This is a genomic window from Lentzea sp. NPDC058450 (genome assembly GCF_042721395.1).
In the GTDB taxonomy this organism is placed as follows: Bacteria; Actinomycetota; Actinomycetes; order Mycobacteriales; family Pseudonocardiaceae; genus Lentzea.
Genome location: NZ_JBHXLO010000011.1, coordinates 162,763 through 187,444 on the forward strand (window position 1 = coordinate 162,763; position 24,682 = coordinate 187,444).

Here is a 24,682-nt window from a genome sequence, read left to right on the forward strand (position 1 = left end):
AGGCGCTCCGCATGTCGGTCTGGCGCAAGAGTTCGTACAGCGCAAACTCCAGCGACTGCGTGGAGGTCGGGCGCGGGGTCGGCGTCCGGGACAGCAAGGCGCCCGCCACCCACCTGCCCGTTTCAGGTGAAGCATGGGCAGCATTCCTCCGTGATGTGACCCGGGTCACACGGCGGTAAGAATCGGCGCGGTCGGCGCACTACTCGGCGTGGAGGAATTCTCGGCCGTCTACCGCGAGTGCTACCCGCGGGTGCTCGCCTACGCCGCGAGCCACGCGGGGGCGCGTCTTGCCGAGGACATCACCAGCGAGACCTTCACGATCGCGTGGCGCAAGTCTGCGCAGATGCCGTCGAACGCGTTGCCGTGGCTGCTGGGCATCGCGCGCAATCTCGTGCGTGCCGCGGTCAGGCAGACCACGCACTACGAGCTGACCGACTTCCCGGCCGACGACGACTTCGCGGTGATCGAACTGCGGGCGGCGTTGTCGAGTCTTTCTGATGCTGACCAGGAAGTTCTCACGCTGATCGCGTGGCACGGGCTTGCGGCGGCCGAGGCGGCGCAGGTGCTCGGGTGCACGACGGCGACGTTCTTCGTGCGGCTGCACCGGGCTCGGCGGCGGTTGCAGGCCGCCCTTTGGACACCGAAGTTCGACCGTGCGAGGGAGTCATGGAAGACCTCATGAAGAGCCTGGCCGAGGCCAGGCCGCCCACGCCCGAGGTCAACCGGGACCGGATGGAACGCGACCTCGCCCGCATCGTCGCGTTGCCGCGGGAGAAGCCGACGCGGAAGGCGATCGTGCGGCGGTTTGCTCCGTTGGCCGTCGTCGCCGCCGTGATCGCGGTTGCGGTCGTGGTGCTGCCCGAGCCTTCTCAGCCCGTGCAGCCTGCCGCGCCGGGTCAGTGGTGGCGGATGCTGCGGCAGCAGTCGTCGTTGATGGTGGTCGGGGAGTCGTCGAAGTCGTACGTCGTGCGCTTCGACTCCAAGACCGATCGGTGGCAGGCGGGGAACCGCGAGATCGAGGTCGTGCAGAAGGACGGCGAGGTAGAGCCGTACTCGCGGGACGACGACGCCGCGTGGGAAGGCGCAGGTCGGCCCGAGGTCGTGCCGCAGCTCGGTGGCAGCCGGTGGGTGCGCCTCGGTTCGATGGTGCCGGGGGTCAAGGAGTCCTACGTCAGCGGGCTCTCGCTGACCTCGATGTACTGGGACCGGCTGGAGTCGTTCGAGGACCTGCCCGCGGATCCGGCGGGAATCCTGGAGAAGCTGAAGCCCGAGGGCAAGAGCACCTACCAGCTCGCGGAGCTCGTCATGGCGGTGCTGGTCGCGGACCTGCGCGACGACCAGCGGCGGGCGGCGTTCGAGCTGCTCAAGTCGCTCGACGGGGTGCGGTACCTCGACCGCGTGCAGCTGCGCAACGAGCGCGTGGGCGTCGGGGTGGCGATTCCCGCGCCGCCGCAGTTCCAGTTCACCGGCGTCGAGACCCAGTTCGTGATCAACCCCGACACCGGCATGCCGATCCTGAGGCGCAACATCATCACCACGCCCCAGCACGGCCTGCCCGTGAACACGGCGATCTCCGAGGACGAGTACCTCCTGCTGGAGCGCACGAACATCGAGCCGATCCTGCCGCTGGGCGTCGCCGTGAACGGCGAAGTGGAATCCCCCATCATTGAGCGGTGATCGACCCACGACGGTTGCGCGTGCTGCGCGCGTTGGCTGACCACGGCACCGTGACGGCCGCGGCAGCCGCACTGCACCTCACGCCGTCAGCGGTGTCGCAGCAGCTGGCGGCGCTGGAGTCCGAGGCGGGGCACCCGTTGCTGGTGCGCAAGGGCCGGCGGGTGTCGCTGACACCGGCCGGGTCGTTGCTGGTGGAGCACGCGCACGTGGTGGCCGCCGAACTGGAACGCGCGCAGGCCACTTTGGACGGTCTGGCCTCCGGCTCGGCGGGGCGGGTGGCGGTGGCGGCGTTCGCGTCGGCCATCACGCAGGTCGTCGCACCGGCGTTGGCTGCCTTGAAGAAGCGCTCGATCGAACTGTCGGTGCGCGACGCCGAAGGCCACGAGAGCGTGCGGCTGCTGCTCGACGGCGAGATCGACGTGGCGATCACCGAGGAGCACCGCGCCACGGAACGCGTCACGCGCTTCCCGCTCTACACCGAGCCGTTCGACGTGCTGCTGCCGCCGGGCCACGCCGTGAGCGGACCGGTCGACCTGGCGACGCTGGCCGACGAGGACTGGGTGGTCACGCTGCCCGGCAACCCGTTGCGCGACGTCGTGGAGATGGCGTGCGCGCAGGCCGGGTTCACGCCCCGGATCAGGCACAACTCCGACGACTTCCGCGCGATCGAGGCCCTGGTGGCGGCCGGCGCCGGGGTCGCGCTGGCCCCGCGCAACGCGGTCGGTGGGGTGGCTGTGCGCCGGGCCGTGGCGGGGGTGGCGCCGATGCGGCGGGTGGTGGCGGCGGTGCGACGCGGGTCCGAGGACCACCCGTTGATCAAGGCAGTCTTGGAGCAGCTCCGGCGTTAGGGATCGTCACGTTGAGCTTGGCCGCGATGCGCGTCAACGCCTGGCGGTCGGCGGCGGTGAGCGGGTCGAGCACGAACTGCCGGACCGCGCTGACGTGCGTGGGCGCGGCGGCCCTGACCACCTCGAACCCCTCGTCGGTGAGGGTCGCGATCGTGTAGCGGCCGTCGTCGGGATCGGGTGACCGGACCACCCAGCCCCGTTGCTCGAAGCGCTTGACCACGTTCGAGAGCCGCGACAGCGAGCCGTTCGCCAGGTGCGCGAGCTCGCTCATGCGGATGCGGCGGTCCGGCGCCTCCGAGACGTGGCTGAGCACCAGGTAGTCGAACAGGCTCAGGCCCGACTCCTGCTGCAACGGCGCCTCCAGCCGACCGGGCAGCAACAGCAGCATCGAGACGATGCCCGTCCAGGCGTCCTTCTCCTCGGCGTTCAGCCACTCCATACCGCGCAGCTTACTTCATGCTTGAAGTCATGCTACGTTTGACTTCAAGCATGAAGTCATCGAGAGGACCTGTCATGAGCAAGCCGGAGTTCTTCGCCACCCCCGGATACGGCGACACGCAGCTGAAGAACATGCGCTACAGCCAGGCCGTGCGGATCGGCGACCGCGTCGAGATCTCGGGTCAGGGCGGCTGGGACGACGAGTTCGAGTTCCCCGCGTCGCTGGAGGACGAGATCGTGCGCGCGTTCGAGAACGTCGAGCGCACGCTGGTGGCGGCGGGTTCGACGTGGGCAGAGGTCGTGCACGTGAACTCGTACCACGTGCTCGGCGACGACTCGTTCGACGAGCACAACCGGATCATGGTCGAGCAGTTCCGCGAGCGGATGGGCGAGCGCGCGCCGATCTGGACCGAGAGCGGGGTCACCGCCCTCGGTCACCCGAAGATGCGCATCGAGATCCGCGTGACCGCGGTCAGTTAGTGCGGGGCCTTGGCCGCGAGCTTGGCCGTGGCCGGGTCCGGTGCCGCCAGTGCGCCGCGGGCGGCGAGCTGGCAGATGTCGACGCTGGTGGTCGCGAGCTTCGCGCCGACGCCGGTCAACGCCGTGTGGTTCATCGACAGCGACGTGATGCCGAGGCCGATGAGCACGCACGCCAGCAGCGGGTCGGCCGCCGCCTCGCCGCAGACGCCGACCGGCTTGCCGGTGGCCGTCGCCGCCTCGCCCACCTGCGCGATCAGGCGCAGCAGGGCCGGCTGCCACGGGTCGTTCAGGGCAGCGACGCCGCCGAGCTGGCGGTCGGCCGCGAAGACGTACTGGGCCAGGTCGTTGGTGCCGATGGAGATGAAGTCGACGACCTGCAGGATCTCCTTCGCGGACAACGCGGCTGACGGGACCTCGACCATGACGCCGGCGCGCTGGATGCCGGCCTTGCGGGCGCGTTCGACGAACCACGCGGCCTCGGCCGCGGTGGCGACCATCGGGGCCATGACGCTGACGCCGGCGCCGGTCGACGCGGCGGCCGCGGCGATGGCTTCGAGCTGGCGGTCCAGGATCTCCGGGCGGTCGAAGGCGACGCGCAGGCCGCGGACGCCCAGGGCCGGGTTGGGCTCGGGGTCCGGGTTCAGAAACGCCAGCGGCTTGTCCGCGCCCGCGTCGAGGGTGCGCACCACAACCGGTTTGCCCTTGAACGGCGCCAGCACAGCCTCATAAGCAGCAGTTTGCTCAGCAACGGTCGGTTCCTCAGCTGCGTCCAGGAAGCAGAACTCCGTGCGGAAGAGGCCGACGCCCTCCGCACCCGCTGCGGCAGCGGCTGCCGCGTCGGCGGGCGAGCCGACGTTGCCGAGGACCTTCACGCGGTGGCCGTCCTTGAGGACGCCGACGCCGTTCCACTCCGCCTTCTTGCCGGTGCCGGCGGTGCGGACCTTGCCGTCCGACGCGCGGACCTGGCCCGTGTCGCCGTCGACGTCGAGAGAGGTGGCCTCGAACGCGAGGATGCCGCGGCACGCGACGACGGCCGGGATGCCGAGCGAACGGGCGAGGATCGCGGTGTGCGAGGTGGGGCCGCCCTCCTCCGTGACCAGGGCGAGGACCTTCGACGGGTCGAGGCCCGCGGTGTCGGCGGGCGCGAGGTCGCGGGCCACCAGCACGGACGGGGAGGCCAGGTCGGGGACGACGGGAGCGGGCAGGCCGAGCAGTTCGGCCACCACGCGGTCGCGGACGTCCTGGACGTCGCGGGCCCGTTCGGCCATGTAGCCGCCGGCGGCCTGAAGTGCGGAGATGAACTTCTGGGCGGCCTCGTGCACGGCACGGGCGGCGGTCAGCGACTGGTCGACGACGAGCTTCTCGGCGGCCTTGATCAGGGACGGGTCACCCGCCATCGCCGCCGTGGTCTCCAGCACGGCGCGGGCGTCGCCCTCGACCGTCTTCGCGCGCTCCATCAGGCGCTGCGCCACGACCTCCGTGGCGGGGCGGATCAGCGACGCTTCCATCTTCGTATCCGCTGTTCGCGAGCCCGCAGGAGGTTCCGGCAGGGCCTCGGCGACCCTGACGACGGGACCGGTTGCCCGGCCGCTGCTCACACCGACACCGCTCAGCCGCGCGCTCGACATGGTCTAGACCATACCCTCCAAGCAGGAACCCAGGACAGTTCAGTGTGACCAATCGACGCGCACATCGCGGGCCGACGCGAAGCTCGTCTCCATGGCGTAACACGAACGAAAAGAGGGGCAGTGCCCCAATGGGCCGAACGGAGCAGTACGGTGACCAGCCGTGCGCGCTCCGTACGCCTTCGCCGCAGTGCTCCTGGTCGCCGGTTGCTCGCCGGCCGCCCCCGACCTGGGTTCGGAGATCACCGTCCCGGCCCAGTTCGGCACGATCCAGGCCGCGGTCGACGCGGCGCGGGAGGGCGCGACCGTCGTCGTGTCACCCGGCGTCTACAAGGAGTCGGTGGAGGTCAGGACCAGGTCGCTGACGATCAGGGGGCTCCAGCGCGGCAGCGTGATCATCGACGGCGAGGTCGAGCGCGACAACGGCGTCGTGATCGCCGCGCCGGAGGTGTCGGTGCAGAACCTGACGGTCCGCAACCATCGGCAGAGTGGGGTGGCGGTGACGCGGTCCCGTGGTTTCCGCGTCTCGTACGTGACGGCCAGCAACAACGCGCACCACGGCGTCCTGGCTTCCGAGGCTCAGGACGGCGTGATCGAGCAGAGCTACGCGAGCGGCAGTGTGGACGCCGGTTTCTCGGTGAGCGAGTGCCGGCCGTGCAACGTCGTGGTGCGCGGCAACATCGCCGAGCGCAACGCCGTCGGGTACGAGGGCATGAACGCGTCCGGGCGGATGTTCGTGCTGGGCAACAGGTTCAGCGGCAACCGGGTCGGCGTAACGACGAACGCCGAGGACTCCGCGTTCGTCGGCAACCTGGTCTCGGACAACGCCGAGGCACTCTCCCCGGCCCAGGCGGACGGCGCGTTCGGGCTCGGGTTTGGCATCGTGGGCGGCACGAAGAACCTGGTGGCGCGCAACTTGATCACCCGCAACCCCGGCGTCGGCGTGGCGCTGGGGTCGGCGGAGGACCTGGCGCCGATGGACAACCGCTTCCTCGACAACGTGATCACCGACAACGGCCAGGACGTGCTGTACGTGGCCTCGCGCCGGGCGCCCGGCCGGAACAACTGCTTCGACCGCGAACGCTGCTACGACGGCGTCGGCGATCCGCTGCCGAGGTCGTCCGCGCCGCACGGGATCCCGTTCAACCAGGTCGCCTCGCCACCGCTACAGCCGGAGATGCCGGACGGGCCGTTGCCGGAGATGACAGCGAACGTCGACAAGTACGTGCTGCCGAGTCATCCCGCGGCGGCGCTGACCTCGGCGGCGGTCGGGTAGGACGGCTGCGCGCCCGCCTTCGTGACGGACAGCGCGGCGACCCTCGCGGCGTAGCGCGCGGCCGGCACCAGGTCGTCGCCTTCGGCAAGCCGTGCGGACAGCGCTCCGGCGAACGCGTCACCGGCGCCGGTCGTGTCGACCACCTCGGCGACCTCGATCGACGGCACCTCGGTGATGCCGGACGCTTCGACCACGGCCGCGCCACGCGAGCCGAGCGTGACGATGGCAGCCGACGGGCCGAGCTTCAGCAGGTCGGCCCAGTCCGAGGCGAGCTGCGCAGCCTCGTGCTCGTTCACGATCAGCACGCTGAGCTGCCGCAACGTGTCCGCGGGCAGCTCGGCTACCGGCGACAGGTTCAGCACGGGCCGGACGCCGTGACCCGCGGCCACGCCGATCGCGTGGATCACGGTCTCCAGCGGCACTTCCAGTGAGCACGTCAGCACTGCGACGCCGTCGAGGTCCAAACCGTCCACATCGGACTGAAGAACGTCCGAGTTGGCGCCGGGGGAGACGACGATCGAGTTCTCGCCGTCGGGCGTGACGGTGATGTAGGCGATCCCGGTGGGGCGCTGGGAGGTCTTGACCAGGGCTGTGCCGACGCCGGACGACTCCAGCGACTCACGCAGCAACGACCCGTAGCCGTCACCGCCGAGAGCACCAACGAGAGAGACGGACGCTCCAACGCGTGCAGCGGCCACGGCCGTGTTCGCGCCCTTGCCGCCGGGCAGCACCACGGTGTCGCCGCCGAGCACGGTCTCACCGCCGGCGGGCCGCCTGCCGACCTCGACCACGAGGTCGGCGTTGGCGGACCCGAGAACGAGCAGAGTCTGTGTCACTTGACGAACTCTGCCACGTTCTTCTGGTTGATGACCTTGACCTCGACGTCCACGACCTGCTGAACCGGTTCGTTCTTGGTGGCGTGCACGGCCTGCTCGACGGCCTTGGAGCCGAGGAGCTTCGGCTGCTGCGCGACGGTCGCGGCGAGGGTGCCGTCCTGGATCGCCTTCAGGCCGTCCGGGGTGCCGTCGAAGCCGACGACCATGACGTCCTTGCCCGCGCGGTCGCCGAGCGCCTTGATCGCACCGAGCGCCATCTCGTCGTTCTCGGCGAAGATGCCCTTGAGACCGGGGTTGCCCTGCAACAGGTTCGTGGTCTCGTTGAGGCCCTTGGCGCGGTCGAAGTCGGCGACGGCCGAGGCGGTGACCTTGATGTTGCCGCTGTTCAGGCCCTGCTCGAAGCCCTGGCCGCGGTCACGGGACGCGGACGCGCCGGGGATGCCCTTGAGGTGCGCGACGTCGCCGGAGGTGGCGCGGCCGAGCTCGATCGCCGCGAGGCTGCCGCCCGAGACGTTGTTGGACGCGACCTCGGCGGCGACCTTGCCCTCGACGGCGCGGTCGACGGAGATCAGCGGAATGCTCGCGTTCTCGGCGGCCTTGGCGGCGGGCGCGGACTGCTTGGTGTCGACCGGGTTCAGGATGATCGCCTTCACGCCCTGCGTGACGAGCGTCTGCACCTGGTTGATCTGGTTCGTGGCGTCGTTCTGCGCGTCGACCACGGTCAGCTTGGCGCCGAGCTTGTCGGCCATCTCCTGCGCGCCCTGCTGGAGTTCCACGAAGAACGGGTTGTTCAGCGTGGACACGGCGAGGCCGATGGTGATGTCGCCTCCGGACGCCCCAGTTCCGCTGCACCCCGTGGCCACAAGTGCTGCGGCACCGAGCGTCAACGCGATCCGTCGGGTCACCTTCATTGGTGTCTTCCTTACCTGTTGCGGGTTTCTCTCAGCGACGGCGAAGTGAGTCGAGCAGCGCGGCGAGAGCGATCACCGCGCCGATGACGACCTGCTGCCAGAACGGCGGGACCTGCAGCAGGTTGAGGCCGTTGCGCAGGACGGCGAGCACAAGTGCGCCGACCAACGTCCCGGTGGCGCGGCCAACGCCACCGGACAGCGACGCACCGCCGATGACGACCGCGGCGATGGCGTCGAGCTCGTAGCCGACCGCTGCCTGCGGACCGGCGGACCCGAGCCGTCCCGCGAGCACGAGGCCCGCGGCGGCGGCGAACAGGCCGGAGAGCGCGTAGATCCAGAGCTTGTTGCGGCGCACGTCGATGCCGCTGAGCTTCGCGGCCTCCTCGTTGCCGCCGATCGCGTACATGCGACGGCCGAGGTTGGTGCGCGTGAGGACCAGGCCGGTGATGCCGAAGAACGCGAGCATCAGCAGCAGTGGCAACGGAAGCATCGGCGCGAGGTTCGAGCCGAGGAACGTCACCAGCGCGTCGGTCTCGTGCGGCTGGCCCTCGGAGAACACCAGGGTGAGGCCGCGGGCGACGCTCAGCATGGCCAGCGTCGCGATGAACGGCGGCAGCTTGCCGTAGCTGATCAACGCGCCGTTCACCAAGCCGCACAACGCACCCACGACGAGTCCGAGCGGGCCCGCGGTGAGGGCGCCGACCATCGCGGCGAGTGCGGCGATGCTGCCGACGGACAGGTCGATCCCGCCCGCCACCACCACGAACGTCATGCCGAACGCCATGATCGCGATGACCGCGGCCTGCACGCCGACGTTCAGGAGGTTCTGCGCGTTGAGGAACGCCGGCTGCATGATCGCGATGGCCAGAGCCAGGATCACGAGTCCTGCGAGAGCACCGTTCTCGCTTGCGTACTTGCGAATGCTGATCGTGCTCACGCTGAGATCTCCTGCACGGCGAGTGCCATCACCTGGTCTTGGGTCGCGCCCCTGGGCAGCTCACCGGCCACCCGGCCGTGGGCCATGACGACGACGCGGTCGCTCATCCCGATCACCTCGGGGAGGTCGCTGGACACGAGCAGCACGGCCCGGCCCTGCGCGGTCATGCGGTTGATCAGCTCGTAGATCTCGACCTTGGCGCCGACGTCGACGCCTCGGGTCGGTTCGTCGAGGATCAGCACCTTCGGGTCGGCCAGCAGCCACTTGCCGATGACGACCTTCTGCTGGTTGCCGCCGGAGAGCTCCTTCACCGGTTGCTCGACGCGGCCCTTGATGCGGAGCTTGCCCGCGATGTCGTGCAGGCGCTTCTGGTCGCGGTCGTCGAGCGTGACGAGTTCGAGGTTCTGGCCGACCGTGGCGGTGAGGACCAGGCCCTGGCCCTTGCGGTCCTCCGGCACCAGGCCCAGTCCGGCCCTGATCGCGGCCTGGACGTCGTGGCGGGGCAACGGTTTCCCGTCGACCTCGACCGTGCCGTGGTCGTAGGCGTCCACGCCGAACGCCGCCCGCGCGACCTCCGTGCGTCCGGCGCCGACCAGGCCCGCGATGCCGACGACCTCGCCCGCGTGCACCTCGATGGTGATGTTCTCGAACGCTCCGCGCCTGGTCAGGCCCTGGATGTTCAGCAACGGCTGGCCCGGACGCTGTGGTGCGCGCGGGTACTGCTCGTCGATCGGACGGCCGACCATCAGCTCGATCATGTGCTGGGTGGTGGCGTTCGGGCCGAGGACTCCGACGCTCCGGCCGTCGCGCAGAACCGTGATGCGGTCGGCGATGCGCTGGATCTCGTCCAGGTGGTGGGTGATGAAGACGAGGCCGACGCCGTTGTCGCGCAGCTGGGCCATGATCTCCAGCAGGCGGTCGGTCTCGGTCTCGGTGAGCACGGCCGTGGGCTCGTCGAGGATCAGCACGCCGGCGTTCTTGTCGAGCGCGCGGGCGATCTCGATCATCTGCTGCTGGGCGATGCCGAGGTCCTTGACCTTGGCGTCCGGGTCGACGTTCAGGCCGACGCGGTTGAGCAGTTCCGGGGCCCTGCGGCGCATCTCGGCCCGGTCGACGAAGCCGTACCGGCGCGGAAGCCGGTTCAGGAACAGGTTCTCGGCGACGGACAGCTCGGGAACCAGCGCCAGTTCCTGGTGGATCACGGCGAGGCTGGCGTGGCCCTCGATGGTGCCCGCGTCCTGGCGGTGGATGCCCGCGAGGATCTTGACCAGGGTGGACTTGCCGGCGCCGTTCTCGCCGAGCAGGACGTGCACCTCACCGGCGTTGATGTCCAGGTCGACGCCGTCCAGGGCCTTGGTGCTGCCGAAGTGCTTGGTGATGCCACGGGCCGTGATCACAGCTCGGCCTCCCCGAGCGAGCCGCGCAGCACGAGCTTCGCGGTGAGCCGGACATCGTCGGGCTGGCGGCCGGCGATCAGGGCGAGGAGGCTGCGCGCCGCGGCCCTGCCCATCTCGACGGTCGGCTGCGCGATGACCGTGATCGGCGGGTCCAGCAACGGGAACCACGGCTGGTCGTCGAACACCGCGAACGCGATGTCGTGCGGGATCTGCAGGCCGCGGGCCCTGACCTCGCCGAGCGCGCCGAGGCCCATCAGGTTGTCCATCGCGATGAGTGCCGTGACGCCGTCGTCGATCAGCTTGGCGGCGGCCTGGCTGCCACTCTCCTGCCGGAAGTCACCGTGCACGACCTGCGCGAGGCCGCCGAGCGAGCCCGTCAGCACGTCCGTGCGTTCTCTTCCAGTGGAGGTGTTCGGCGGTCCCGCGATCACTCCGATGCGGGTGTGTCCGGCGCCGACGAGCCGCCGGGCGAGCGCGGTCAACGCCTCGCTGCCGTCGGCCCGGACGACGGGGCATGTGGCGCCCCTGACCGTCCGGTCCAGCAGGACGACGGGCACGCCGCCTGCGCTCACTTCGCGAACCAGACTCGGGTCGTCGGTCGCGGGGCACAGCAGGAGGCCGTCCACCCGGCGGTCGAGCAGGGTGCGGACGTAGGTCGCCTCCTGCTCGGTGTTCTCGTCGGCGTTCCCGATCACGACGCAGTAGCCGTGTGACCGGGCTTCGTCCTCGACCGCTCGGGCGATCTCGGCGAAGAAGGGGTTCAGCAGATCGCTGATGACCAGACCGAGGGTCTGGGTGCTGGTGGTCCTGAGGGATCGCGCCAGGGCGTTCGGCCGGTAGCCGAGCTCCTCGATCGCGGCGAGCACCCGTTCGCGGGTCTCCGGCGTCGGCGCGGCGTGGCCGTTGAGCACTCGCGACACGGTGGCCGTGGAGACTCCGGCGTGCTGGGCGACATCCTTCATGGTCGTCACGAGGCCGTAGTTAATCGATTACACATGGATGTAGTCAAGCTGAGATGCGCGGATGAGTAGGTGTACGGATGTCACTCGGCGTGCGCTGCCTCACTCTGATGCCATGAACGGACAGGATCGCCTCGGAGACGAACAGCGCCTCGCGCTGGAGCTCGCGGCCATCGGGCAGCGGCTGACGACGATCAGCGCGGAGATGCGTGAACGCTCCGGCGCGACCGCGACCGCAGTGGTCGAGGCACCTGAGGTGGCACGGCCCGTCGAGGTGCCGCAGCCACCGGCCACCACCGTCCCCACGCCGCCGGCGGGGGTTCCGCAGCAGCCGCCCGCAGGCGTGCCGCAGCAACCCAACCCCTGGTCGCCGCAGACCGCGGCCTCGGCCCAGCACCCGCCGTTCGCGGCGCCCGGCCCTCAGCTGCCGCCGCCTCCCGGTCAGCAATGGCCGCAGCCTCCGCAGCAGCCGTGGGGTGCGCCTCCGCCGCCGCGCGAGTCGTTGTTCGAGAAGCTCGGCAAGGACGGCGCCGGCTCGAAGCTGCTGGCCTGGGTCGGTGGCGCGATCACCGTGCTCGGGTTCGTGTTGTTGCTGGTCCTGGCCGTGCAACGCGGCTGGCTCGGCCCCGTGCCGCGGGTGATCGGCGGTGCCGTGTTCAGCGGCGCGCTGGTCGGCATCGGTATGTGGCTGCACCGCACCCCCGCCGGGCGCACCGGGGCGATGGCCCTCGCGTTCACCGGGTTCGCGGGCCTCTACCTGGACGTCATCGCCGCCACGAGCCTCTACGGATTCCTGCCGGAGAGCGTCGGCCTGCTGGTCGGGCTCGGCGTGGCCGCGGCCGGTGTCGTGCTGGCCGTGCGCTGGGAGTCGCAAGCGCTCGCGGTCACCGTCGTCGCAGCGTGCGCGGTGTGCTCGCCGATCATCACCGAGGGCTTCACGGTCCTGCTCGTCGGCTTCCTGCTGGTGCTCAAGATGGCCAGCACGCCCGTGCACATCCGTCGCAACTGGCCGGGTCTCGCGATCGCGGGCGGCTTCCCGCCGATCATCGCCTCGCTGCTCACCACCGCGAACGCCATCCCGCGCTCGTACGAGTGGACCGTCGTCGGCGTCGCGGCCGCCACCACCGTCGTCGGCATCGCGGTGGCGTTCCTCACGATCCGCAAGCGTCCCGACGACGCCGTCGCCGTCGCGTTGATCGCGGGTTCGGCGCTGCCGTCGCTGTTCGCCACGACGTTGCTGAACGCCCCGGCCAACTCGGTGCTCGCCGGTGTGGTCGCGGCCGTGCTGCTGGCGATCTGGATGATCCCGGACCTGCCGCGCGGGTTCTCGCTGTCGGCCGGCGCGATGGGCATGCTCGCGTTGTTCCAGACCACGGTCATGGCTCTGGACGGCAACATCCGGACGGCGATCGTGCTGGCCGAGGCCGTGCTGCTGGCGTTCCTCGCGGCCCGGTTGAACAAGAAGGCCGCGCTGGTCGGCTCGATCGCGTTCGGCTTCCTCGGGTTCATCATGACGATCGGGATCGCGGTGCCGATCACGTGGCTGCTGGACGAGCCGCGGTTCTTCAGCAACGTCCAGACCGGCGACTACGCGGCCGGTCTCGTGACGTCGGTCGTGCTCGGCGTGTTCGCGGCCGTGCTGCCGTGGGCGGCGCTGAAGATGCAGGTGCTGCGCCAGCCGGCCAAGCACCCGGTGCCGTGGATCGCCGCCGGTCTGATCATGCTCTACGGCGCGGCGGGTGTGGTGCTGTGCGCGGCGCTGATGGCGTCGCCGGACGAGACCGGGTTCCTCTTCGGACACTCGGTGGTCACCGTGTCGTGGACGATCGCCGCGTTGTTCCTGCTGGTCAAGGGGATCAACAACAAGGCGCTGCGGATCTCCGGCCTGATCCTGGTGGCCGCGGCGGTCGTGAAGCTGGTGCTGTTCGACCTGTCGGCGCTGGACGGGATCGCGCGTGTGCTGGCGTTCCTCGGCGCCGGTCTGGTCCTGCTCACCGCAGGCACCCGTTACGCCAAACTGGTGACATCGGCCAAGGATCCCGAGTCATACGTATCCAAACCAGCCGCTCCGCACTCCCACTAGACGTGGGGTCGTGGCCCGCACCGCCGTCGCGGGCCACGGTCGTACTACATCCAGGCAAAGATTTCCCTCGGTCGAGTGACTGAAGTGGATCGAAAGCACCCGGAAGTGTTCCCATCGGGCGTATGGCAAAGCCACGCCTCGTGGCCGCGGTTCTAGCGCTCTCAGCGGCCTTCGCGGCGATGGGTGTCCATCAAGGACACGAGTACACGACCACATCTTCAGCGTCGATCGCACCGCTCGCGTACGTGGTGGGCAAGACCGGTCTCGTGCAGGTCATCGACACCAGCACAGGTGCCGTTCTCGTGCAGACCGACACGGGCGGCCGGGCGACCGGACTCGCGGTGTCGCCCGACGGGCGGCGGCTCTACGTGATCAACGGCTGGAGCGGCACGATCACCGCGGTCGATCCCCGCACCGGTGAGATCGTCGACCGGATCTTCACCCAGGTCACGCTGTCGCACGCGGTGATGCGCCCGGACGGCCAGCGGCTCTACGTCTCGGCCAGCGGCGGCGTCGCGGTGGTGAACCCGGAGAACTTCGAGCTCGTGGCCGTGGTCAAGGCCGGCGGGCAGCCGCAGGGACTCGCCGTGCACCCGGACAACCGGATCCTCTACGTCGCGAACTCGCAGGACGGCACGGTCGGTCTGATCGACACCGCGACGGCGTTCCAGACGGCGACGGTGCAGGTCGGCGGGTTGCCGCAGCACCTCGCGCTCTCGCCGGACGGCAAGCGGTTGTACGTGAGCAGCATGCGGCTCGGGGACAGGACGCCCGGCACGTTGTCGGTGATCGACACGACCACGAACCAGGTGGTCGGCACGCTTCCGGTCGGCAGGGGAGCGGGCAGCATCGCCGTCACCCCCGACGGCTCGACGGTCTACCTGACGTTGCCGAAGGAAAGGTCCGTCGTGGTGGTGGACGCGGCGTCCATGACCGTGCGCGAACGTTTGCCCATCGACACGCCGAACGTCGCCATCGCGCCGGGGGACACGAGGGTGTTCCTCGCGACCGGCGCGACGACGACGGTGCTGGACAGCACGAACGCGGTGCTCACGACGTACCTGATGAAGACGGGTGACCTGGAGGCGAGGCCGCGCCGGTTCGACGCGGCCATGATCGCCTTCCCGCCTCAGCCCACCGGGACGGGCCTGCGGACCTCGTCGTCGAAGTCGTCCAGGTCGTCCACCGGCTCGTCGTGAAGCGCGAGGCGTTCCTGGATCCGCTTGAGCGGGCCCGGTGACCACCACGCGGCGTTGCCGAGGAGCTTGAGCACGGCCGGCACGAGCAGCATCCGGACCACGGTGGCGTCGAGCGCCAGCGCGAGGATCATGCCGACGCCGACGAACCGCATCATCGCGACCTGCGAGAACGCGAACGCGCCGGTCACCACGATCAGCAGCAGCGCGGCCGAGGTGATCACCCGGCCGGTCTTCGCGAGCCCGGTCGTCACCGCCTCCTCGGTCGTCGCGCCCTGGCCGCGGGCCTCGACCATCCTGCTGAGCAGGAAGACCTCGTAGTCCGTCGACAGACCGAACACGATGGCCGCCATCAGCACGACGATGCCGGACTCGAGCGGTCCCGGCGTGACGCCGAGCCAGTCGGCGCCGTGGCCGTCCTGGAAGATCCAGACCAGCACGCCGAACGTGGCGGACAGCGACAGCGCGCTCATCAGCACGGCCTTGATCGGCAGCACGACCGAGCCGAACGCGAGGAACATCAGGATCAGCGTCGCGCCGACGAGCAGCGTGACCATCAGCGGCAGGCCGTCGGCGATGGCGTCGAGCGAGTCGCTCACCATCGCGGTGTTGCCACCGACCAGCACCTCGGCGCCTGGTGGGGCCTGAAGTGCGCGGACGTCCTTGAGCGCCTGCTTCGACTCCTCGCTCAGCGCGTCGTGGTCGAGCCCGGCGGCCGCGGCCGTGACGCCGTTGCCCTGGCCGGTCGGCTGGACCTCGCCGACGCCCGGGACGTTCGCGACCTCGCTGAGGTACTTCTGGACCTCGGCTTCCTGCCCGCCCTGAACGACGATCTTGAAGCCGGTGTTCGAGAGCGCGGAGAAGTTCTGGTTGATGTTCTCCGCGGCGACGCGCACGACGTTGCCCTCGGGCAGGACCTTCTCGGTGACCTGGCCGAACTGGACGCCGAGGAACGGCGAGCCGAGCGCGATAAGGACACCGATGATCGGCAGCGCGATCAGCACGGGCCGCTTCATGACCGCGCCGCTGAGCTTGCGCCAGCCGCGTTCGCTCGGCTCCTTCTTGCGCCACGGCATGGCGAGCTTGTCGACCCGCTTGCCGAGCACGCCGAGCAGCGCGGGCAGCAGCGTGACCGAGACCAGCGCCGCGATCGCGACCGAGCTCACGCCGCCGTACGCGAGGGACTTGAGGAAGCCGTGCGGGAAGAGCAGCAGGCCGGCGAGGGCGATGACGAGCAGCGTCGCGCTGAAGACGACCGTGCGGCCGGCGCTCGCGACCGTTCGGGCAACGGCCTGTTCGGTGGTGCGGCCCTGGGCCAGTTCCTCGCGGAACCTGCCGACCATGAAGAGGCCGTAGTCGATCGCCATGCCCAGGCCGAGCAGCGAGGCGACGTTGACCGCGAACGAGTTGACGTCGGTGAAGAGGGCGACGGCGTGCAGCACGCCGAGCGCGCCCATGATGGCGAGGCCGCCGACGACGACGGGGAGGCTGGCCGCGACCAGTCCGCCGAAGATGATCACGAGCAGCAGCAGGACCAGCGGCAGCGAGAACATCTCCGCGCGCGTCAGGTCCTCCTGGGACATGTCGTTGATGGCCTTCTGGGTCGGGACCAGGCCGCCGACCTGTTGGGTGAAGCCGTCGATGCTCAGCTGGGGCTCGATGTCCTTGTACTGCTTGATCTGCTCGTTCGAGTCGCCACTGCTGAGCGTGATGGCGACGAGCGCCTGCTGCTGGTCGTCCGAAGGCACCGGCCCGACGGCCTTGAGCACGTCGTCCTTCGGGAAGCCGCTGATGTGGTCGGCGACCTTCTTGAGTTCGAGCGGGTTCGCGAAATCGCCGCGATAAATGACGATCACGTCACCGTTCTGCCGCCCGAACGCCTGCTCGGCTACCTTGTCGGCCCGCGCAGCCTCACTGGAAGGAGCCTCGTACCCGCCCTGGCTGAGCTTGTCGAAGACCCCCAGCCCCCAGACGCCACCCAGCACGGCGAGCAACACCGTCGCTACTAAGACCACCCATCGGCGGCGATATGCGATCGAGCCCCACTTCGCGAACATCGACGACGGCCTCCTGGGTTACCGTGCTGTAAATCCCGTGAACTCTTGTAAACACCGTTCACTGAAACCGTACGGGGCCGTGACCGGGGTCTACAACCCGATGGAGTGACATATGACCGAGGCCACTCGCCGAGAACGACTCCGCGCAGAGACCGAGCGTGAGATTCGGCAGGCGGCCCGCGCCCTTTTGGTGGAAAGCGGCCGCGACGCGGTTACCCTGCGTGCCATCGCGCGCAAACTAGGCATCACCGCGCCGGCGCTGTACCGCTACTACGACTCCCACGACGCCCTGCTGCGGCAACTCTGCGACGACATCTGCGCGGACATGGCCGCGGCGCTGTACGCGGACCTGGCCGCGGAGACGTCAGGTCAGGTCGGGTGCAAGGTCCGGGCTGTGTGCCACGCGTTCCGCCGCTGGGCGCTGGCACACCCGCAGGAGTTCGCGCTGGTGTTCGCCTCGCCGCGGGACCCCATCGGAGCCGACCAGTTCGGCTCGGTGTTCCTGCAACTCGCGGGGCCGCTGATCGCGTCCAACGAGGAGGCCAACCACGTGCACGAGGAGGTGCCCGCGGTGCTGCACGAGGACCTGGTGAGGTTCCAGCAGGTGCTGCGGGACGCGGTGGCGGAACACGGGGTCACGCTCGCGGACGAGGTGCTGAACCTGGGGAAGATCTACCACGTCGTGCAGTCCTGGGTCCGGCTGTACGGGCACGTGGCGTTGGAGGTGTTCGGGCGGTTCCCGTTCGCGGTCAGCAACCCGGAGCCGATGTTCGACTCGATGCTGGACCAGATGTTGTCCGACATCGGGTTCGTGGAGAGCTGATCCCTGGTTGGTGGCTCGTGTAGCGCTGGTCGGGGGTTCGGCGACATACGACCCGTGGTCGACGCCAACAGCTCGGCAGAGCTTGCCATCGAAGAACCTGTCCCGTCGGGTGGACCCGGCCAGGCCATCCTGGATCTGCTGGACAAGGCCATCGGCCTGCAGACGCCACTAGTGCGCAAGAACATCGCCCGCGCCCGCCAGCGCAATCCGGAGGCGACGCCGGCCGAGGTCATCGGCACCCTGGAGAAGATGTACGTCAGCGCTCTGGCGGGCACCGGAGCCGCGGTGGGAGGCGCCGCGGCCGCACCCGGTGTCGGCACCGGGATCGCGCTGGCGTTGTCGGCGGGCGAAGCGCTCACGTCGTTCGAACTGAGCGCGCTGTTCGTGTTGTCGGTCGCCGAGGTCCACGGGGTTCCGGTCAGCGAGCTCGAACGCCGCCGGACTCTCGTGCTGGGGATCCTGCTCGGCGAGGGCAGCACCAAGACCATCGGCAAGATCGCCGAGCGGACTGGGCAGCACTGGGCCCGTCAGCTCGTGAGTGCCGTGCCAGTGACGACTCTGAGGCAGATCAACAAGGTTCTGGGCAGGAACTTCGTCACCAAGTACGGCACCCGGCAGGGGATCCTCGTGCTCGGGCGCGCGGTTCCGTTCGGTGTTGGGGCGTTGATCGGTGGTGGCGCCAACGCGACCATGGCGGCGCTGGCGGTTCGGGCTGCTCGTCGGGCGTTCGGGCCGGCGCCTGAGGCTTGGCCTGAGGATTAGGACTCCGGTCAGTCACCTTTTGTTGGTGGTTGCGTTTGGTGCAAAGACTTTGACGAGTGTTGGTTGCGTCATCGCCGCTGCGCGTCGATAGAGATTGGGGCTTGACTTCGGGGCCCTTGCGAGGCGCTCATCGGCCGGAAAAGGCCGGGCTGAAAAGCGCCCGGCCGAGCTCGAGAAGCTAGCACCTCGCACCCAAAGTCAAGCCCCAATCTCTTTGCAGCATGGGCACGTTAGGCGGGCACGTCACGTCATTACCGGTTGCCGTGGTGCGCCCAGGAGGGACGCCTCGCCTTCGGCATTGCGTTGGGGGCCAGGTGGCTCGGCTGCGCCATTGCAGTTCGCGCGCTCGTTCGGGCTCGCCTTCGGCTTCGCGTAAAGCAGAGAGCCGGTGCCGCCCCTTCTTGCGGGCGGCACCGGCTCTCTGCTTTTTGTCGCTACAGAACGATGTTCACCAGGCGGCCTGGGACGACGATGACCTTGCGGGGCTCGCCGCCTGCGACCAGTTCGGCGATCTTCTCCTCGGCCAGGGCCGCGGCCTTGATCTCGTCCTGGGCTGCGGAGGCCGACACGACCACTCGTGAGCGGACCTTGCCGTTGACCTGGATCGGGTACTCGACCGTGTCCTCTACCAGGTACTGCTCGTCCGCTGCCGGGAACGGGCCGTGGGCCAGGGAGGTTTCGTTGCCCAGCTTGGACCACAGTTCCTCGGCCACGTGCGGGGCCTGGGGGGCCAGCATCAGGACCAGGGCTTCCGCCAGGGGGCGGGGGGTGCCTGCGGAGTAGTGCTTGGTGACGTAGTTGTTCAGTTCGATCAGCTTTGCGCCTGCGGTGTTGTAGCGCAGGTTGGCGTAGTCGTCGTGTACGCCTGCGATTGTCTTGTGCAGCAGGCGCAGGGCCTCGGTCGAGGCCTCTTCGTCGGTTACGCGCAGGGAGCCGTCGGTTTCGTTCACCAGGTTGCGCCACAGGCGTTGCATGAAGCGTTGGGCGCCTACTACGTCCTTGGTCGCCCACGGGCGGGAGACGTCCATTGGGCCCATGGACATTTCGTAGAACCTGAAGGTGTCTGCGCCGTAGCGCTCGCACATTTCGTCCGGGGTGACGACGTTCTTCAGGCTCTTGCCCATTTTGCCGTACTCGCGGCGGACTTCTTCGCCGTTGTAGGTGAACTTGCCGTCCTGTTCGACGACCTCGTCGGCCGGGACGTAGACGCCTCGCGGGTCCACGTAGGCGTAGGCCTGGATGTAGCCCTGGTTGAACAGGCGGCGGTACGGCTCGTCGCCGGACAGGTGGCCCAGGTCGAACAGGACCTTCTGCCAGAAGCGGGAGTACAGCAGGTGCAGGACGGCGTGTTCGACGCCGCCGATGTACAGGTCCACGCCGCCGGGGTCGGTGGGGCCGTGGTCCGCGGTGCGCGGGCCCAGCCAGTACTTCTCGTTCTCCGGGTTGACGAAGCGCTCGGTTTCGACCGGGTCGACGTAGCGCAGCTGGTACCAGCAGGAGCCCGCCCAGTTGGGCATGGTGTTGGTGTCGCGGCGGTAGGTCTTCAGGCCGTCGCCCAGGTCCAGTTCGACCGTGGTCCACTCGGTGGCGCGCGACAGCGGCGGGGACGGCTCGGTGTTCGCGTCCTCCGGGTCGAAGGTGCGCGGCGAGTAGTCGTCGACCTCGGGCAGTTCGATGGGCAGCATCGACTCGGGCAGCGCGATGGCGGTGCCGTGCTCGTCGTAGACGACCGGGAACGGCTCGCCCCAGTAGCGCTGGCGGCTGAACAGCCAGTCGCGCAGCTTGAACTGGACGGTGCCGTGGCCGGCGCCCTGCTCCTCCAGCCAGCCGATGATCGTCTTCTTGGCGTCGTCGATCGCCATGCCGTCCAGGAAGCCGGAGTTCACCGCCGGGCCGTCGCCGGTGTAGGCGTCGCCCTCGAAGCCTTCGGACGGCTGGACGGTCCGGATGATCGGCAGGTCGAACTTGACCGCGAAGTCCCAGTCGCGCTGGTCCTGGCCGGGGACGGCCATGATCGCGCCGGTGCCGTAGCCCATCAGGACGTAGTCGGCGATGTAGACGGGGATTTCCTTGCCGTTCACCGGGTTCGTGGCGTACGCCCCGATGAAGACGCCGGTCTTCTCCTTGTTCTCCTGACGGTCCAGTTCGGACTTCAGGGACGCTGCGCGCCGGTACGCGGCGATGTCTGCCACGCGATCGGGCGTCGCAATCTGGTCCACCAGCTCGTGTTCCGGTGCCAGGACCATGTAGGTCGCGCCGAACAACGTGTCCGGACGGGTCGTGAAGACCTCAATGTTCTCGCTTCCCACCGCAAATCGGACTCGGGCACCGTGCGAGCGCCCGATCCAGTTGCGCTGCATGGCTTTGACCTTGTCCGGCCAGTCCAGCCGGTCCAGGTCGTCGATCAGCCGGTCCGAGTACGCGGTGATGCGCATCATCCACTGGCGCAGGGATTTCCTGAACACGGGGAAGTTGCCACGCTCACTGCGACCGTCCGCGGTGACCTCTTCGTTCGCCAAGACAGTACCCAGTCCGGGACACCAGTTGACGGGCGCCTCCGACATGTAGGCCAGGCGGAAATCGCCCAAGATCCTTTGCTGGTCGGCAAAAGACAGCTCAGACCACGTTTGGCCGCCCGGAACGTCCCGCTCGCCAGACTCGAACTGAGAGATCAACTCGGTGATAGGGCGGGCTTTCCGCGCATCCGCGTCGTACCAGGAGTTGAAGATCTGCAGGAAGATCCACTGAGTCCACTTGTAGTACTCGGGGTCGATCGTCGAGATGCGACGGCGCTCGTCGTGCCCCAGACCCAGCCTGCGGATCTGGCGCAGGTAGGTGTTGATGTTGTCCTCGGTGGTCTTGCGCGGGTGCTGGCCCGTCTGCACCGCGTACTGCTCGGCCGGCAGGCCGAACGCGTCGAAACCCATGGTGTGCAGCACGTTGCGGCCGTTCATGCGGTGGTACCGCGCGAAGACGTCCGTGCCGATGAAGCCCAGCGGGTGCCCGACGTGCAGGCCCGCGCCGCTGGGGTACGGGAACATGTCCTGCACGAACAGCTTGTCCGCGGGGACGTCGCCCTTGAGCGCGCCGACGGGGTTGGGAGCGTGGTAGGTGCCGTGGTCCTCCCAGTACCGCTGCCACCGCTCCTCGATCTGGTTCGCCAGCTCGGCGGTGTAGCGGTAGGCGGGAATCTCCGCCGCGTCCGTACTCATTTCAGCGTCCCTCTCACGTCTGTTCCTGCCCCTGACATGACGAAACCCCCCAGCCCAGAAGGGCATGGAGGGTGGCCGCGCCGACCGTCTTTCGAACGGGTCGTCGCGGCTAGATAAGGAGCAGGCGGGCCGTGCTCATGTCGTCAACGGTATCAGCGCAGGGCAAGCGCGATGCACCCGGCGGTGTTCTGAGGCACATCCGAGCGGGGTGACGTCGAGGTGAGCTCGGCTCCCGGCTTACCCTCATGGGGTGAACATCGTGCTGTCGGTCGTCCTGGGTGTGCTCGGCGTCGCTCTCGGCGCGGTCGGTCTGCTGGGTCTGCAGGGCAAGCTGCGCCGCAACCGCTACGTCGGCGTGCGCACCGCCGCCGCCGTGCGCGACGAGGAGACGTTCGCTCTGGCCAACCGCGTCGCCGGCGTGCCGAACGTCGCGGCGGGTGTCGTCGCGGTCGTGTCCGGCGCCATGGCGTTCGTGATGGCGGACCTGGCGGTGACCGCCGGGATCATCGGGCTGGTCGGCGCGCTGGTGATCGCCTTCGCCGGTGGCGTGATGGGCAGCAAGGCCGCCGCGCTGGTGCCGGAGCCGGTCCAGCCGAAGGGCTGCGGTGGCTGTGCGTGCGGTGGCGGCGGGTGCTCGCCCCTCGCGGGCCTCTAGAACTCCCCAGAAGCACAAGGCCGGGCCACCGAGGTGGTTCGGCCTTTTTCGTGCCCACGTTTCACGTGAATCAGCGCAGGGGCTCGAACTCCCCAGTGAATCAGTTGTCGCGGACGTCCTTCGGGTAGGTCGCGAGCAACGCCAGCGGCATGCCCTGGCGGCGCAGCACGCGGCCCCACAGGTCGACGTTCGCGCCCACCAGCACGTCGTCGGCCAGGCCGGTGACGACGATCCAGTCGCCGCGGTCGATCTCGCCCTGCAGCTGTCCTTCGCCCCAGCCGCTGTACCCCGCGAACACCCGCAGGCCGCGCACCAGCGGCATCAGGTCGTCCGGGTCTGCGTCGAGGTCCACCAACGCCACCGGGCCCTGCACGCTGACGAGGCCTTCGACGGACGACGGGTCGGTGCCGGGCTTGAGCGCGGCCAGGCACAGCGCGGTCTTCTGCTCCACCGGGCCGCCGATGTGGATGGCCTGCGGCTTGGTGACGTGCTCGCCCCACGGCGGGAGTACGTCGTGGACGGCCACCTCGGACGGTCGGTTCAGCACGACGCCGAGGGTCCCCTCGGGACGTTGGTCGATGATGTAGACGACGGTGCGTGTGAAGTTCGGGTCGTTCAGGCTCGGAGCGGCCACCAAGAGGGAGCCTGGCTCGACTTCGACTTCGTCATCGGGACGCACGTCACCATGAAATCACCCGTGATCGCCGGAACAACTCAGGGCCGCACCCCGTTAGACTGAGGTGTCGGATGTCTTTGTGTCCCCCGGGCTCAACAGACAACCGCCCTTGCGGAATACCGTTCGGCTGGAACCGCTTGGTGCAACGCGCCGTGAGGCGACCTGGCATCCGGCACCAGGGGAGCCGGACCGTGAGGTCCGGCTTTCGTGGTTTTCACCACCTCGCGCATAGAGTGCAACGGTGACAACGCTTGCGGTGGAGAAGCACCACTGGGGATCACGCCGGTTCCTCGGCATCCCCGCCTACCGCAGACTCCTCGCCACCCGGCTCGCCTCGCAGTGGGGTGACGGGCTCTTCCAGGCCGGGCTCGCCGGGGCCGTGCTCTTCAACCCCGAGCGGCAGGCCGATCCGCTGGCCATCGCGACCGGGTTCGCCGTCTTGCTGCTGCCGTACTCGATCATCGGGCCGTTCGCCGGTGCGTTGCTCGACCGGTGGGACCGCAAGAAGGTCATCGTCGTCGCGAACATCACGCGTGCGGTGTTCGTGCTGCTCACGGCCGGTGCGGTCGGGGCGGGGCTGAGCGATCTGCCGTTGTACGTGTCCGCGCTCATCGTCATGGGCATCGGGCGGTTCGTCGGGGCCGGGCTGAGCGCGTCGCTGCCGCACGTCGTGCCCGAAGATCACCTGGTCGAGGCGAACGCGCTGGCCACGACGGCCGGCGCGATCATGGCCGTGGTCGGTGCCTCGTGCGCGATCGGGTTCCGGACGATCCTCGGCGCCGGGGACGGCGGGTCCGGGTGGACCACCAGCATCGCCATCATCGGGCTGCTGACCAGCGCGTTCATCGCCAGCAGGTTCAAGCCCGGGGTGCTCGGGCCGGACGAGGTCGACGAGCCCAACAACGCGTTCATGGCCGTCGCGCGCGGTCTGCTGGACGGCGCGAAGGCCACCTGGCGGACGCCGAGCGTCACGGCCGCGCTCGCCGCCGTGCTCGCCCACCGGGCCGCGTTCGGCATCAGCCTGATGATCACGTTGCTGCTGATGCGCTACAGCCTCGAGGACGTCGGCATCCTGAAAGCGGGCATCGGTGGGCTGGGCGAGGTCGCGGTCGCCGGCGGTGCCGGTGTGCTGCTCGCCGGCATCCTGACCGACCGGATCGTCGACAGGTTCGGTGTCACGCGCACGATCTGCGGCGCGTTGCTGCTGAGCGCCGCCGCCCAGGTCGGCCTCGGCCTGCCGATGACGCTGCCGACCATCCTCGCGGCCAGCTTCTTCGTCATCTTCGCAGGTCAGATCGTCAAGCTGTGCGTGGACACCGCCGTGCAGCACGACATCCCCGACGAGGTGCGCGGCCGCGTGTTCGCCCTCTACGACACGCTCTTCAACGTCGCCCAGGTCACCGCGGTGACCATCACGGCGATGGTCGTCCCCCTCAACGGCCGCGCGCCCGCCCTCATGCTCGCGGCCGCCGCCCTCTACTTCGTCGGCCTGGCCGGCTTCCTCACGTTGTCAGCGCGGAAACGGCAGGTGCAGCATTCCGGCCTCGTGCGCGAAAACGACAGCAGCCACTCGATCGGGTAGATCCAGGCGACGCAGGATCTCCGCCACCTCGTCGAGCACCCGCTGCTGCCCGAGACCGAGCACGCGCCCGATCTCGTGGTCGGCGTGACCGCGCGCGATGCACCGCAGCACCGCGCGTTGGTCGTCGGTCAGGACACCCAGGTCGTATACCGCCGGACCTGCGAAAAGTCCCTGAGAAGACATCTGCACCACCCCCATGCGCCCCCCTGGCGCACTTCACATGGTGCCGTGCCCCGCTGACACTTCGCTCAC

At 69.1% G+C, this 24,682-nt stretch carries 23 protein-coding genes; 12 read left to right on the forward strand and 11 right to left on the reverse strand.

The features are described from left to right. Positions 1 to 11 precede the first annotated feature (11 nt). The 4 genes from ACFWNN_RS19440 to ACFWNN_RS19455 are packed head-to-tail and all read left to right on the forward strand — an operon-like array spanning position 12 to position 2,525. Positions 12 to 179: a DUF397 domain-containing protein gene (locus ACFWNN_RS19440; RefSeq protein ID WP_382441302.1), complete on the forward strand. Its 168-nt coding sequence runs from the start codon at positions 12 to 14 to the stop codon at positions 177 to 179. Between the two features lie 29 nt (positions 180 to 208). Further along, on the forward strand, positions 209 to 682 hold the full coding sequence (locus ACFWNN_RS19445; protein ID WP_382441303.1) for an RNA polymerase sigma factor: 474 nt from the start codon (positions 209 to 211) through the stop codon (positions 680 to 682). Continuing rightward, entirely contained in the window at positions 667 to 1,677 is a 1,011-nt protein-coding gene (locus ACFWNN_RS19450) for a hypothetical protein (protein WP_382441304.1), read from the forward strand. The genes ACFWNN_RS19445 and ACFWNN_RS19450 overlap by 16 nt, the downstream gene beginning before the upstream one ends. Next, positions 1,674 to 2,525, forward strand: a complete 852-nt coding sequence (locus ACFWNN_RS19455; RefSeq protein ID WP_382441305.1) for a LysR family transcriptional regulator — start codon at positions 1,674 to 1,676, stop codon at positions 2,523 to 2,525. The genes ACFWNN_RS19450 and ACFWNN_RS19455 overlap by 4 nt, the downstream gene beginning before the upstream one ends. Here ACFWNN_RS19455 and ACFWNN_RS19460 read toward each other — a convergent pair. Then, positions 2,494 to 2,964, reverse strand: coding sequence for a MarR family winged helix-turn-helix transcriptional regulator (locus tag ACFWNN_RS19460; RefSeq protein WP_382441306.1), 471 nt, complete (start codon positions 2,962 to 2,964; stop codon positions 2,494 to 2,496). The two genes, ACFWNN_RS19455 and ACFWNN_RS19460, sit on opposite strands and share 32 nt — an antisense overlap. A 74-nt stretch (positions 2,965 to 3,038) precedes the next feature. Between ACFWNN_RS19460 and ACFWNN_RS19465 the strand changes: the two genes are divergently transcribed. Next, a complete protein-coding gene (locus tag ACFWNN_RS19465) occupies positions 3,039 to 3,443 on the forward strand; it encodes a Rid family hydrolase (RefSeq protein WP_382441307.1) in 405 nt (134 codons plus the stop codon). Here ACFWNN_RS19465 and ptsP read toward each other — a convergent pair. Next, entirely contained in the window at positions 3,440 to 5,071 is a 1,632-nt protein-coding gene (gene ptsP / locus ACFWNN_RS19470) for a phosphoenolpyruvate--protein phosphotransferase (protein WP_382441308.1), read from the reverse strand. The genes ACFWNN_RS19465 and ptsP overlap by 4 nt on opposite strands. Before the next feature lie 160 nt (positions 5,072 to 5,231). Here ptsP and ACFWNN_RS19475 point away from each other — a divergent pair, with 160 nt between their 5' ends. Beyond that, positions 5,232 to 6,344, forward strand: coding sequence for a nitrous oxide reductase family maturation protein NosD (locus ACFWNN_RS19475; RefSeq protein ID WP_382441309.1), 1,113 nt, complete (start codon positions 5,232 to 5,234; stop codon positions 6,342 to 6,344). Here the strand turns inward: ACFWNN_RS19475 and ACFWNN_RS19480 are convergent. Genes ACFWNN_RS19480 through ACFWNN_RS19500 form a run of 5 tightly spaced genes read right to left on the reverse strand, consistent with a single transcriptional unit; the run spans position 6,305 to position 11,387 of the window. After that, the gene (locus tag ACFWNN_RS19480; protein ID WP_382441310.1) at positions 6,305 to 7,180 is read right to left on the reverse strand and encodes a ribokinase; all 876 of its coding nucleotides are present in this window, start codon (positions 7,178 to 7,180) and stop codon (positions 6,305 to 6,307) included. The two genes, ACFWNN_RS19475 and ACFWNN_RS19480, sit on opposite strands and share 40 nt — an antisense overlap. Further along, complete coding sequence (locus ACFWNN_RS19485; RefSeq protein ID WP_382441311.1) at positions 7,177 to 8,091, reverse strand: substrate-binding domain-containing protein; 915 nt, start codon at positions 8,089 to 8,091, stop codon at positions 7,177 to 7,179. Before ACFWNN_RS19485 ends, ACFWNN_RS19480 begins: the two co-directional genes overlap by 4 nt. A 31-nt stretch (positions 8,092 to 8,122) precedes the next feature. Further along, on the reverse strand, positions 8,123 to 9,028 hold the full coding sequence (locus ACFWNN_RS19490; protein ID WP_382441312.1) for an ABC transporter permease: 906 nt from the start codon (positions 9,026 to 9,028) through the stop codon (positions 8,123 to 8,125). Further along, complete coding sequence (locus ACFWNN_RS19495; RefSeq protein WP_382441313.1) at positions 9,025 to 10,425, reverse strand: sugar ABC transporter ATP-binding protein; 1,401 nt, start codon at positions 10,423 to 10,425, stop codon at positions 9,025 to 9,027. Before ACFWNN_RS19495 ends, ACFWNN_RS19490 begins: the two co-directional genes overlap by 4 nt. Continuing rightward, positions 10,422 to 11,387, reverse strand: a complete 966-nt coding sequence (locus ACFWNN_RS19500; protein ID WP_382441370.1) for a LacI family DNA-binding transcriptional regulator — start codon at positions 11,385 to 11,387, stop codon at positions 10,422 to 10,424. Before ACFWNN_RS19500 ends, ACFWNN_RS19495 begins: the two co-directional genes overlap by 4 nt. 112 nt (positions 11,388 to 11,499) lie before the next feature. On the opposite strand from ACFWNN_RS19500, the gene ACFWNN_RS19505 reads away from it, so the two are divergent. Both ACFWNN_RS19505 and ACFWNN_RS19510 read left to right on the forward strand, forming a co-directional pair. Further along, positions 11,500 to 13,467 (forward strand): DUF2339 domain-containing protein, encoded by a 1,968-nt coding sequence (locus ACFWNN_RS19505; protein WP_382441314.1) that lies wholly within the window; start codon positions 11,500 to 11,502, stop codon positions 13,465 to 13,467. Positions 13,468 to 13,589: 122 nt separating this feature from the next. Continuing rightward, positions 13,590 to 14,666 (forward strand): cytochrome D1 domain-containing protein, encoded by a 1,077-nt coding sequence (locus ACFWNN_RS19510; protein ID WP_382441315.1) that lies wholly within the window; start codon positions 13,590 to 13,592, stop codon positions 14,664 to 14,666. Here ACFWNN_RS19510 and ACFWNN_RS19515 read toward each other — a convergent pair. Continuing rightward, positions 14,597 to 16,720 carry an MMPL family transporter gene (locus tag ACFWNN_RS19515; RefSeq protein ID WP_382441316.1) on the reverse strand — a complete coding sequence of 708 codons (2,124 nt, stop codon included), beginning with the start codon at positions 16,718 to 16,720 and terminating at the stop codon, positions 14,597 to 14,599. The two genes, ACFWNN_RS19510 and ACFWNN_RS19515, sit on opposite strands and share 70 nt — an antisense overlap. Before the next feature lie 112 nt (positions 16,721 to 16,832). Between ACFWNN_RS19515 and ACFWNN_RS19520 the strand changes: the two genes are divergently transcribed. Both ACFWNN_RS19520 and ACFWNN_RS19525 read left to right on the forward strand, forming a co-directional pair. Further along, the gene (locus ACFWNN_RS19520; protein WP_382441317.1) at positions 16,833 to 17,543 is read left to right on the forward strand and encodes a TetR/AcrR family transcriptional regulator; all 711 of its coding nucleotides are present in this window, start codon (positions 16,833 to 16,835) and stop codon (positions 17,541 to 17,543) included. Between the two features lie 54 nt (positions 17,544 to 17,597). Next, positions 17,598 to 18,305, forward strand: coding sequence for a hypothetical protein (locus ACFWNN_RS19525; RefSeq protein ID WP_382441318.1), 708 nt, complete (start codon positions 17,598 to 17,600; stop codon positions 18,303 to 18,305). A gap of 434 nt (positions 18,306 to 18,739) precedes the next feature. On the opposite strand, the gene leuS is transcribed toward ACFWNN_RS19525, so the two are convergent. Continuing rightward, positions 18,740 to 21,517: a leucine--tRNA ligase gene (gene leuS, locus ACFWNN_RS19530; protein WP_382441319.1), complete on the reverse strand. Its 2,778-nt coding sequence runs from the start codon at positions 21,515 to 21,517 to the stop codon at positions 18,740 to 18,742. Positions 21,518 to 21,767: 250 nt separating this feature from the next. Here leuS and ACFWNN_RS19535 point away from each other — a divergent pair, with 250 nt between their 5' ends. Beyond that, complete coding sequence (locus ACFWNN_RS19535; protein WP_382441320.1) at positions 21,768 to 22,172, forward strand: SdpI family protein; 405 nt, start codon at positions 21,768 to 21,770, stop codon at positions 22,170 to 22,172. A 100-nt stretch (positions 22,173 to 22,272) separates the two neighbouring features. Here ACFWNN_RS19535 and ACFWNN_RS19540 read toward each other — a convergent pair whose 3' ends face one another. After that, positions 22,273 to 22,851 carry a YqgE/AlgH family protein gene (locus tag ACFWNN_RS19540; RefSeq protein ID WP_382441321.1) on the reverse strand — a complete coding sequence of 193 codons (579 nt, stop codon included), beginning with the start codon at positions 22,849 to 22,851 and terminating at the stop codon, positions 22,273 to 22,275. Between the two features lie 238 nt (positions 22,852 to 23,089). On the opposite strand from ACFWNN_RS19540, the gene ACFWNN_RS19545 reads away from it, so the two are divergent. Beyond that, positions 23,090 to 24,430, forward strand: a complete 1,341-nt coding sequence (locus ACFWNN_RS19545) for an MFS transporter (protein WP_382441322.1) — start codon at positions 23,090 to 23,092, stop codon at positions 24,428 to 24,430. Here ACFWNN_RS19545 and ACFWNN_RS19550 read toward each other — a convergent pair. Continuing rightward, entirely contained in the window at positions 24,359 to 24,628 is a 270-nt protein-coding gene (locus tag ACFWNN_RS19550) for a LuxR C-terminal-related transcriptional regulator (RefSeq protein WP_382441323.1), read from the reverse strand. The two genes, ACFWNN_RS19545 and ACFWNN_RS19550, sit on opposite strands and share 72 nt — an antisense overlap. Positions 24,629 to 24,682: the final 54 nt, after the last annotated feature.